The organism is Pseudoalteromonas sp. SG44-8, assembly GCF_014164125.1.
GTDB lineage: Bacteria > Pseudomonadota > Gammaproteobacteria > Enterobacterales > Alteromonadaceae > Pseudoalteromonas > Pseudoalteromonas rhizosphaerae.
Genome location: NZ_JACJEQ010000001.1, coordinates 104,365 through 116,357, shown reverse-complemented (window position 1 = coordinate 116,357; position 11,993 = coordinate 104,365). Strand labels below are relative to the sequence as shown.

The 11,993-nt window shown below is 40.6% G+C and carries 8 protein-coding genes; 3 read left to right on the top strand and 5 right to left on the bottom strand.

Features of this window, described 5'->3' with window-relative positions:
• Positions 1-9 precede the first annotated feature (9 nt).
• Entirely contained in the window at positions 10-1,017 is a 1,008-nt protein-coding gene (locus tag H5163_RS00510) for a LacI family DNA-binding transcriptional regulator (RefSeq protein ID WP_182733941.1), read from the bottom strand.
• Positions 1,018-1,273: 256 nt separating this feature from the next.
• Here H5163_RS00510 and H5163_RS00505 point away from each other — a divergent pair, with 256 nt between their 5' ends.
• A complete protein-coding gene (locus H5163_RS00505; protein ID WP_182733939.1) occupies positions 1,274-3,541 on the top strand; it encodes a TonB-dependent receptor in 2,268 nt (755 codons plus the stop codon).
• Between the two features lie 57 nt (positions 3,542-3,598).
• Here H5163_RS00505 and H5163_RS00500 read toward each other — a convergent pair whose 3' ends face one another.
• From H5163_RS00500 to H5163_RS00490, 3 genes are all read right to left on the bottom strand, one after another.
• Positions 3,599-4,804, bottom strand: coding sequence for a sugar efflux transporter (locus H5163_RS00500; protein ID WP_220494526.1), 1,206 nt, complete (start codon positions 4,802-4,804; stop codon positions 3,599-3,601).
• A 176-nt stretch (positions 4,805-4,980) separates the two neighbouring features.
• Positions 4,981-8,139, bottom strand: a complete 3,159-nt coding sequence (locus tag H5163_RS00495; RefSeq protein WP_182733937.1) for a M1 family aminopeptidase — start codon at positions 8,137-8,139, stop codon at positions 4,981-4,983.
• A complete protein-coding gene (locus tag H5163_RS00490; RefSeq protein ID WP_182730812.1) occupies positions 8,130-9,002 on the bottom strand; it encodes an ABC transporter ATP-binding protein in 873 nt (290 codons plus the stop codon). The genes H5163_RS00495 and H5163_RS00490 overlap by 10 nt, the downstream gene beginning before the upstream one ends.
• A 216-nt stretch (positions 9,003-9,218) precedes the next feature.
• On the opposite strand from H5163_RS00490, the gene H5163_RS00485 reads away from it, so the two are divergent.
• Complete coding sequence (locus H5163_RS00485; protein ID WP_182733935.1) at positions 9,219-10,730, top strand: sensor histidine kinase; 1,512 nt, start codon at positions 9,219-9,221, stop codon at positions 10,728-10,730.
• Positions 10,724-11,398 (top strand): LytTR family DNA-binding domain-containing protein, encoded by a 675-nt coding sequence (locus H5163_RS00480; RefSeq protein WP_145234546.1) that lies wholly within the window; start codon positions 10,724-10,726, stop codon positions 11,396-11,398. Before H5163_RS00485 ends, H5163_RS00480 begins: the two co-directional genes overlap by 7 nt.
• On the opposite strand, the gene H5163_RS00475 is transcribed toward H5163_RS00480, so the two are convergent.
• Positions 11,381-11,992 carry a GDSL-type esterase/lipase family protein gene (locus H5163_RS00475; RefSeq protein ID WP_182733933.1) on the bottom strand — a complete coding sequence of 204 codons (612 nt, stop codon included), beginning with the start codon at positions 11,990-11,992 and terminating at the stop codon, positions 11,381-11,383. The two genes, H5163_RS00480 and H5163_RS00475, sit on opposite strands and share 18 nt — an antisense overlap.
• Between the last annotated feature and the right edge of the window lies 1 nt (position 11,993).

Below are 11,993 nucleotides of genomic sequence, written 5' to 3'. Positions count from 1 at the left end.
CCCTACAGATTATCGTTTGCTAGATTGACGATTAATTAATTCTATTTCAACAACTTGTGATTCAGCTGACTGACCCTGTAACTGCGCTAATAATTTTTCAACCAGTAATACTGAGGCTCGCTGAGTGTTTTGTTTAATACTCGAAAGTGATGGGTGACTCACATCTGCCATGGCAATATCATCAAAACCAACTAACGCAACATCGTTAGGAATACTGATATAGCGCTCTTTTAACGCTTTCATAGCGCCTAGTGCCACCATATCGCTGCACGCCATAATGCCGTCGAAACATAAACCTTTCGCGACTAGTAATTGGTTGATCCCATGGTATGCTGCGCTACTAGTAATATCGATAGACACTACGTTTGCTATAGCGTTAGCCGTATTTAGAGCAGCTAAATAACCACGGTAACGTTCGCCAATTTCAGCATGTCCTGGGTCTCCCAAAAATACAATATTTTTAGCGCCACCTGCTAATAAGTGTTCAGTCGCAAGACGACCCCCAACAAAGTTATCACTGCCTACAATGGGATAATTACTGGGAGTTTTTGGGTCACCCCAAACAACTAAGGGCACGCCTGCATTAGCGGCGGCTTCAATGTTTGCCGGATCTTTGCCTTGCCCAACCACAATAATGCCATCAGCCCGACGGCTATTGATAAAATAATTAGCCCAGTCATCACCGGCCATAAATGAGTTTGAGAGCAGAAGTTCTAGCCCTTGTTTATTCAACGCGAGGTTTATCTCTCCGACTACCTTAAGCAAAAAAGGGTCGTTAATTGATTGCTCCGTGCCACTGTCGAAATTTATGATCACTGCTACAACATTGGTTTTTTGTGAGCGAAGGCGGCTCGCAGCCGTATTTAAACTGAAGTTATGTTGCTTTGCTAACTGCTTTAATTTATCTCTAGTTTCTTTTTTTATCAATGGGTTATCATTTAACGCACGAGAAACAGTCGAGGTTGATACTCCAGCAAGCTTGGCTAGATCCGCTAACTTTAGTTGTTTGTTATTCATTGCTAAGTACGAAGCCTTCCTTAAATCGTGAAGTTGCAATATACCATCATTATTAAAATTAGGCTGCGCCAAGGCCTAAATTTAGTCATAAACATAACCGTGTATAAAAATAATACAGAAAGTTAAAAAAATAATTGCAAACGTTTGCATAAAGTTCTAAGGTTTAAAAGAACACAGCATTAACATTTCATTAAATTAGTTAGTGCTTTGTTATTTATAGTTTTTTAAATAACGAACAAAAAATGGGAATACCAACATGACAACAACACACACACCAAGCAAACTTGCTTGCGCTATTATTTTAGCGCTATCCAGTCAAACCGTGCTTGCAGATCAACCAGCAACAAGCGCGCAAACAACCACAGATAAAAAAGTTGAACGCATTGTAGTTTCTGGTACACCTGCAGGTATGGGCGTTCGTAAAATTGATGCCAGCTATGCTGTGACAAATATTGATGCTGAGCAAATAATTAAACTATCACCAAAAAGTACTGCGGACTTATTTAAAGCAGTTCCCGGTGTGTGGGTTGAAAGCTCGGGTGGTGAATCTGGCGCTAATGTATTTGTTCGTGGTTTTCCTGGTGGTGGTGATGCGCCATTTTTAACCCTAAGCCTTGAAGGTTCTCCTATTTACCCAGCACCAACATTATCGTTTTTAGAAAACTCATCATTATTTAGAATCGACGAAACCATTGAAACCATGGAAGCATTACGTGGTGGTCCAAACCCAGTGGTTTCTAACGGCCAACCGGGCTTAACCACTAACTTTAGATTAAAGCGTGGCAGCGAAGATACTCAAGGCTTATTTAAATACACCACCTCAGATTACGACTTACAGCGTGTTGATGCTGTTTTAAGTGGCGAAATCAGCGACGACTTATATTTTATGGTAGGCGGCTATGTAAAAAGCTCACCAGGTATTCGTGATGCAGGCTTTACCTCTGAGAAAGGCAGCCAGTTTACGGTTAATATCACCAAAGAACTCGATAACGGTGAAATGAATTTCTACACTCGCCAAACAGACGATCATGGCGCATGGTACTTACCAACACCACTCAATGTTAATGGCATTGATGCTGAATATACCCAACTTGGCACACTAAACCGCCAAGCGACCATTTATACCGGGCCAAATAATGACGCGCACCAAGTTGATATTGGCGATGGCCGCGGTTGGAATGGCCATGTATCTGGCGGTAGTATTAAACTTGAATTTGACAATGGCTGGAGTTTTTCAGACCGCTTTAATATCACCAAAGGCGATGCCAATACACTTGGTTTAGTGCCCGCAGGCTCCGCAACAACACTAGGTGAAGTGGCTGATAATGGTCAGTCTGCAACAGGCGCCGCGACAGGCACAACTTATGACAGTGATACACCCGTACAACAAGTGGGTCGTTGGGTGGTACTCAAAGAAATTAGTTCATTTACTAATGATTTAGCATTTTCAAAGCAATTTGAAGACCTCTCTGTTGCTGTCGGCTATTACACTGCAAGCACCTCTGCCAATGACTGGTGGAGCTTAGGCAATACAGCCTATCATGTTCTTGAAGCGGGTGGTGAAATGCTCAATGATATTACTTGTAATGAAAGCGCCGAAGGCTGTGACTTTAACTACGACATTAATTCATCAGGTGATGCACGCACTAATGCTTTTTATACCACGGCACAGTACAAGCTAAGCCAAGATCTCACTCTTGACGGTGGACTACGTTATGAAAGCCATGATGTACAGTACAGTGTTGATGAAGGCCTTGACGGTATTATCAATAAAACCGTTGATTACGATGAAAGTAAAACCTCATGGACAACCGGTTTAAACTATTCAATTAATGATGACATGGGCGTATTTGCTCGCGTTAACCGTGGTTATAAAATGCCATATTTTGATGACTTTAGAGATAATTTTGGCGCATACCAAGGGGGTGAAAAACTAATTAAAGAAGTCACTCAAGCTGAACTTGGCTATAAACTGATCACTCAAAGCACTGACTTTTTTGCCACTTTATTTACCAACGAAGTCAAAGGCGATACCTTTGTAAGTCGCCCGGGTGTGCCAGCTGAAATCTTAACCAACGAAGCGTATGGTGTTGAACTTGATTACAACTTTAATCATGAATCTGGCTTTTCTGTTAATTTAAATACCACATTACAACAAACCGAAATCACTGAAAGTCCAGAAAATAAAGGCAATGAAGCACAGCGCCAGCCTAAATGGCAAGTACGTGTAACACCAAGCTATGACTTTGAAGTAGACGGCATGTACGCCACACTCTATGGTACTTTGTCAGCAGTAGATGACCGCTTTGGTAATAATGAAAACACCGTGACACTTGATGGCTACGAAAAAGTTGACTTAGGTTTTATCCTTGAGCCAATGGAAGGGATTAAACTGCAATTAGCAATTGATAACTTAACTGACGAGCAAGGTATCACTGAAGGCGACCCACGTAATGCTGACGCGCCCAATGGCCGTTACATTATGCCTCGTACAACACGCTTAAGCGTAAGCTACGAATTCTAACCCTCATCTCTCTGGATCAATACCCAAAGCCGTGGTGGTTAATACACTGCGGCTTTTTTAAATCACGTTTTGAACAAAAAGCTGCTCTTGCGACTCGCTCTCTTGGCGCTTTAAATAACTAAATATTATTAAAAAAGTCATAGCAATGCTTGCCGCAATAAGCGAGCCTAGCGTGGCAAAACGAAAACTAAACCACTGTGCAATTAAACCGGTACTGGCAGTGCCAAGCATGACCCCTACTTTAATGGCATTGCCATAAAAAGCAGAGGTAAAACCAATTCGTGATGGTAGCTGCTCTTGTAAAATAGTCAGGCCGATACCCGCAAAGATCCCATAAAAAATAGCATTTACACCTTGCAGTACAAAGAATTGCCATACTTGATCGGCAAAAAATACGCCAATATAGAACAAAATAGCGCAACTAAAAGCAAAACCTAACAAGGCTGTTTTAGTGATGCGTTTACTGAGCTTTGCGCTATACAACATCACAGGGATCTCGATTAATGCCACCATGCCCATAAATATTCCAGGTATATTATTAGCAAAGCCCAGTTCATTTATTGTATAAAGCGGTAAGGCACTGGCGTACATAATATTGCCAATTGAACCAAAGGTTATAGCAGCCCCTAAGGCCCAAAATGATTGATTGATCGGCTGATTTGGCTCAGCTTTTTTAGCTCTGTCGTTAGCATTAACACTGGGCAAAAACTTCATTGCAAAAATTAATGCCAACAACGCAAACGTAGCTGCGGTATAAAATGAGCGACTAAAGGCAACTCCTGATGCAAGTAAATAGCCAAGCGGCGGGCCTGCGACCCATGCAAATGAAATAGCCGCTCTAAGGCGAGTATTAAACTGGGTGATATCAATATGATCTTGCTCATCCGCCCACTGGCGAGCAATAGTCATAACTTGCGGTATCGCGGCATTGCCCATTGAAAGCAAGAGTACTCCGGCAGCAAATACCTGCCAAAAAGACGTTGCGTTAGCGAATATGATTAACGCCATCCCCATGCCAGAGACCGCAATCATAAACATCTTTTTAGCACTCACGCCCTTATCGGCCAATCCACCTAACCATTGGCTAAAGAGAATGCCCATCAAAGTGACACCTGTAGTGTACACACCCAAATATATAGGTGGGCTTTGTAAGCCTTCAACAATAAACAAACTCATTAGTGGATTAACAAATGCGCCTATTAAGCCCGTTAATAAGCTTAACAAGATAAATACCACACCATACTGTTTGAATATCGACTTCAAAAAACACCATACAGACACTAAAAATAAGCCGCGCATTATACGCGGCTTTAAGTAATATTAAACTACAAAGCGGGTTGTTTAATAATCAAGACTATTTAAACTACGCACATTTTACCAGCTACTAAACAAAGCATAAAAATCAAGCCACGGTTTGCAAATTGTGGCGTTTAGTTCACTTAAACGTCTAAAAACAGCGAATTGATAAATGCAATATGCTGCTCCTCAACCTGCTGTTTCAATGTCCGAATAAAATCCATTGCTGTCGCAGGCCGATTTGGATAAGCATACTCTTGCCATACTGACTTAAGTGCACTAGTTATCGCTTTATCGCCTACTTTAGCCCTTAGTTTTGCAAATACGATGGTGGCTTTTGAGTATTGATCATAATTTTTTGTTGAATCAATCAACGCCATTTTAGCGGTAATATCCATGCGCGACGCCTGCTCATAACGCTTTGTTTCATAATCAACTAATGCGTTCATAGCGGTTTTACCGTAGCGTTTTTCTAACACGACTAATTCGATATATTTAGCCATCGATTCCATTAAAAAGGCACTATCTGCAGGCACACTATTACCTATATCATGGCCAAACCACTGATGCGCGGTTTCATGCACTGCACGGCGATAACGCTGATCAAAGCCAGCACCAACGCTTGGACGAGCCCTAAACCCAACTTTATCCTCAATTAATATAATTTGTGGTAAAGCATACCCAGTGCCACCAAATGGGGGAGCTGCAATTAAGCTTAATTGCTTGGCTTTATACGCAACAATATTATTTTTAAACCAATCAAGTGTGTCCATCATTGCTTGAAAGTTAACGGCAATTGCATCTGAACGCTCAATCGGCTCTTGTTTTTTTGCAAATACTTGTAAAGTAACACCATCATGTTTTTTAGTTTCAGCATTAAAAGGCACTGACAGCCAAGCTGGTAAGTTATTAATTGCAGACACTGTTTTAAACTTAAATATTTCACGACCCTGTTCACGTTGATGCGTAATTTGCTTGCCCTGTGTCACAACTTGGTACCCCGTTGCCGTTGATACTGTGCTCGACATCGTTATACGCTCATAGTGTGCTGGTCTATTTTGCCCTTTAGTAAGTAACGCTGAAGCTAAAGGGCGAGGCTTTTGTTGCAAACCATATTGAGCTCGTAAGCTTGGATCTGTTAACTCATAGTTGATTTGATAGCCAATGGTTGGCAGCACCGGAACTGCTCGAATATAACTAAATTCAGGCGTAATTATTTGATGTCCACCAGCAGGCCACAATTTCGCTTGATGTACTTCAAATTGTGTTGTTAATTGTCGTGTTTCATGTGGTTTTATTGCAACGTCAAACTCATATACAGCCTGATTTAAGTCAGGATAAAAAGCGATTTGGGTCGCACCTTTAATCTTCACCTTCGCCCACTTATAAAACCCAGCTCTGCCGACTAAAATTTGCTTAATGGCCATTGGATGAGAGTTTTTTAAGGTGTAAGCCAGATCAAACTTTGCTAACTGTTGATGCGGGTAAAAATCAATTTTTGCATCAATATGACTAACCTGAGGTTGCAACTTATGCTGCCAGCCTGCAAAGGTTTTTTCATAATCCGCTTTAAAGGCCTCACGTTTATGTGAATTGGTAAGGGGCTTTTCATCAACTAAACGTAGGTGTAATTGCACAAATAAACCAACACAGAGCAACACAGGCATTATTAGCCATGCATCTTTTCGTACAACCGCACGCCTATCAAGCCCTGCACCGCGGTGACTAAATACACACGTTAGCAATATAAAACTTACACAGGCAAACAACCACACCTGTATATAAGGCCAATAACTGCTAATACTGGCCCGATAATCCCAAAATTCACTCGGTGGCTGCAATGGCGTCCAAGCTAGGCTCCAAAATGTGTGTGTGAATCCTAAATAAGTCATAACTGGTGTAAATTTGAGTATTAGCATTACAAAAACAACCAGCCCTGAAATCAGTATTGAACGACACAAATTAAACACACACACCGTTACCCATGCAATCATCATTAGGGGCAGTGCCGTTAAACACAGAACATATACATGATCGTACGCGTCATATTGGCTATGAATAAACCATTGTGACAAAGAAGCACCAACAAAGCTCATCGTTGAAAAAATAATAACCAGGGTAGCCAATACCAATAATTGGCTATATAAAATAGTGGCCGTTTTGATCGGCGTAGCAGCAATTAGCTCAGCCATGTTAAAGCGCCGTGCATAGCAACTGATTTGCCAGCTCCAAAGCACCATCAGCAAACACCCAAACAGTATTTGCATATCAAAAGCATAGTGACTAATTGCATCGATGCTGGTTGCGCTGATTACACTCAATGGCTCAGCATAAGCAGAAGAAGAGGCTACATTATTAAACACCATGGCTGGCCAAGCTAATAAAATTAACAGTGTTATTGGATGCTTTAAAACATTGAAAAGCGCTACTTTATAGCATGCGATAAATATCGGCAGTTCATGGTTTTTTGCAGCCACAGGTTGGTACGAAGCACTTGCTACTATAACGGATTGTAGATTACTCACTGCATTTTTTACCCGCTTATTGAACGAGTTAAACACATTACTCGCTGCCGCCGTACTAAAGTAGATAGCGGTTGTGAGTAACAGTATCAGCACCCGATTAATGGCTATAACCCAGCCCTGAGGCTCAACAAAGCTACCTATAATTGCAGTGTATGCGAAAGGATCTAACCATATAAACAGTTGATAACTAGTTTCACTGATAATACTACTTCCCGCCAATATGGGATTACCCGTGACACTTGCAAGCAGTAAGTAGCCAATCCATAAAACTGCAAATACAAAATAGTTCACCAGAGGGCTGCTGAATTTTTGACAAAACCAGAATGCAATTACACCAAGCAAACAACTATTAGGAAGCAGCACAAAAAGACTATTAACAGCCAGTTGATTAATGATTTGCCAGTCAAACCCTTTGCTGTGTACTTGCATAACCATCATTACTAGCATACTGATAAGCACAATCACAAACACACACAACACCAACGTTCCCACACGTAGCAATGCGCTTTGTTTAAACGTGATAGGTGTCACTGCCACCAGCTCTTGCATATTGTGTATTTGATCACGTAAAAAAAATGTCGGTGCAAGCGCACCTGTAAGTAAAGCTAGTTGTATCATTTGCAGTGCAACTAGATGTAATTTAAATTGATTTATAGCGTCGCTGCCTTCGACGGCTAAACCTGATGACAATGTAAACGCAAATAAAGGGGCAGTTACAAAGCAAAGCCAAAGCAAAGGCTGGCGAAGTACATAATGTAGTTCGTTGATCAGTAGCATGTGTTACTACCTCGCAATTTCAACTCATAAAAATAGCTATCTTGCAGTGTCACTTCGCCAGGTCTTGCACGCTCAGCGGGAGCCGTTGTGGCATAAACTCGAAATGAAGGCTTGCCGTATCGATAACTTTGGCTTAATACAAAGCTCTCTTGCGGTAACACACTAGGAAGGCTCTCCAGTAGCCATACACAACCATGCAATGGCTTAATGAGTGCTGCCACTTCACCACTTTGAATTAACCGACCTTGGTTGATCATCGCGACAAAATGACACTGATTTTCTATGTCTTCTACTATGTGGGTAGATAACAACACCAAGCGCTGTTTACTAATCGTCACCAATAAATTATTGAGACTTTCGCGCTCAGCAGGGTCAAGCCCTGCGGTTGGTTCATCTAGAATAATCAGCTTAGGGGAGCCTAGCAACGCTTGAGCAATACCAAAGCGTTGTTTCATCCCACCAGAAAAGTGGCTCACCTTTTTGTTTGCAAACTGAGATAAATTTAATAGCGCCAAGAGCTCACTTATTTGCTGCTGTCGGTCTTTTCTATCAAGGCCCTTTAAAATTGCGATATGCTCTAGCAAAGCAATACAACTCATATTTGGATAAACACCAAACTGTTGCGGTAAATAGCCAAGCTGCTTGCGCATCTCATCAGGGTGTTGCAACACATCTAAACCGTCAAAGTTCACCTGACCAGTATCAACGCTTTGCAAACACGCAAGCGTGCGCATTAAGCTTGATTTACCCGCCCCATTTGGCCCAAGTAATCCCACCATACCGGTTGGTAAAGTAATAGATATATCACTTAATGCTTGGGTACCATCTGCGTATTTTTTATTAATATTTGTAAGTGTTAGCATCGTTATGTTCCTTAATTGATTAATAATCACATTAAGAAAGCACCGCACAATAAGCTACATAGCAATGATCAACACATTGAATTAAAGGATGAAAGCAAATATTTTGCAGTTGTCATTAAAAAACGACCTTTGATCATTATTTTGCTGAACTAAGTGAAGTAATTCATTTAAACTTAATAACATATATCATTAAGCACGATGAACATGGAGTGTAGTATGCAGGCAGCTATTTCAGCGCGGTGGCAACGATTAAACTTACATTATGTGGTTGTTTTACTACCCGTTATTGCTGCAATAATGCTAGAAGCACACATTCGCTATCTATCATTAAAGCAAGACTCAGCCGAGCTCTACACGCTAATTAATGGGCAACTATTTTTAGAGTGCTTGCCTTTTTTAGCTGCTCACGCTTTAGCATTTAAATTGCCACTTAAACGCTCAGTTGTAGTGTGGCTATTAGGCTTTGTTGCGTATCCTTCTCTTGTCTACCTGTTAAATATAATGTCTTCTGCGTTTGCTAATTGGCAATACCTCGACGCACAATGCTGGATACTCTCTGCATTCGCGAGTCTTATTTGGCTAATGTTAAAGCGAGTTAGTAGCGCACAAAACTCATTAACTTCAAAGTGGTTTAACTCATTAACATCTCTCGATAATATGGTTATTTTAGTATTAGTATCGTGGTCTTTAATTATGGCTGGCGTACTTAATACGCATACAAACCCGATGCTAAATCAACCTTTAGACCTGATCCTTGATATAAGCAAAGTATTTACCCAATTTAATCAATTCCTAACTTACTTTTGGCAGCTAAGCGTATACACAGCTATCATTTTTTGTTTGTACTTATTTAACCGATACATATTGATCCGCCAAATATTAACAAACCATGGTGTGTTTACTTTTCTCGCTGCATGTTTAATTTTTATTGCTTTGCTTACACCCACCCTCACTGCGGGTGTGCTTTTACTGCCCATCAATGATCTGCCTACAGAGGTTGCAAATTTAACACCAAGTGGAACTCGAAGCCTTTTTAGTAAGTATAACTACCAGTTTATGTTTTTCTTTCTTAGCGTTAGCACGCCAATTATTTTAGCCTTTGAACGCCAACAGCAGCATAATAAATTAAATGTGATTGCCAAGCAGCAAACTGAAACAGAACTGACGTTACTACAACAACAAATTAACCCGCACTTTTTATTCAACACACTAAATAACTTATATGCATTAACACTCACTAAATCAGATAATGCACCGCAGTTGGTGATGCAACTTGCCAATTTACTTCGATACACGGTCTACGAAGGTCAAAAACAACAGGTTTTCTTAACCCAAGAAATTAATTATCTTAAAGACTTTATCGAATTACAGCAGATCAGAAGTGGTGACAAGTGCCAAATTAACCTTGTTTGGCCAAGCAGCCCTGGTAAATTAAAAATAGCCCCTCTGCTACTCATTATCATATTAGAAAATGCCATTAAACATGGTGTAGAGCCAACATCACAGCAAACAGAAATAACCTTTGAACTCACAGTCAGTAGCAATACACTAACGCTGTATTGCGCAAACACCATCCACCAACAAAAACAACAAAATGATTCTGGCATGGGACTGAACAATTTAAAGCGAAGACTGGAACTTCTGTACCCAAATAGCTATTCTCTGATTACAAATAGTCAACATAATATTTGGCACACTACACTCACTTTGGAGCTTTCATCATGTTAAACGCATTGATAATCGATGATGAGCCACTCGCACACCTCGTAATTCAGCACCACTTAGCAGCTCACCCTACAATTAATATTGTTGGCCAATACTATAGCGCAAAAGATGCTTTATATGACTTGGCAAAGTTAGACGTCGATTTAGTCTTTTTAGACATCAATATGCCAGAGTTATCGGGGTTAGAGTTACTCAAAGCGCTCGCTAAACCACCGCAAGTAATTATAGTCAGTGCTTATCAAGAGTATGCCTTTGAAGGCTTTGAACTCAATGTAACTGATTATTTGCTAAAGCCCGTATCGGCAGAGAGGCTTGAGCAAGCACTCAACAAAGTTATAATTCGTGAGAATCAGTTTTCAACACAGCCGCAATCAAGCATCATTCTTAAAGTTGACCGTGAAAAACGTAAGATCAACTTAGATAGTATTGAATACATTGAGGCGTATGGTAATTATGTAAAAGTTCACCTCGCTGACCAAGTGATACTTGCAACAAGCACACTTAAGCGGCTCTCAGTACAACTTGATGGCTCATTCTTGCAAACTCATAAATCATTTTTAATCAATAAAAATAAGGTTGTTGCAGTTAGTAATGACTATATTGAGCTAATCTCAGGTACGATTGTAAAAGTTGGCAAGTCATATAAAGAAGTATCACGTTCTTTGCTCTAAAATATACTGATATAAATTATCTGCGAGCTTTTTATGTTCACAAGATGGCCAGTGCACCCCCTCATACTGACAAGGCTTAATAAACAAGAAGGCATCAATAAATTCACACGTGTGACGATCAGCGGCGGCTTTGAACTCAATGGATAGTTGTTCAGCTTTTTTACCTGCACCTGCGTAAATGCTTTTATAACTTCCCACTTCATGAACCTTGGGCGGGCTTATAATGATTATCTTTGGTATTGTTTTACAGTGATAAAAGGCTTTAATGGCTAAAATTAACTCCTCAAGCGCTTTGCCAATATCGATAGCAGACAGTGCAAAACGCGCTTTTAAATCATTGGTGCCAAGCTGAATAATAACAATGTCAACGGTGTGCACTTCAAGGTAAGGTTTTAAATATTTAATCCCTGACTTATCACCATCAAAAGGCGGATTGTTCACTAAGGTTCTATTCGGCTGCCCTGCCTCGATAACCTCATGACCATCACCTAATTGTTGTAGTATACCTGGCCAGCGCTCACATGCAGCCAACCGCTTACCATCAACGGGTGATATGCCAAAGGTGTTCGAATCACCAAAACACAAAATATTCATT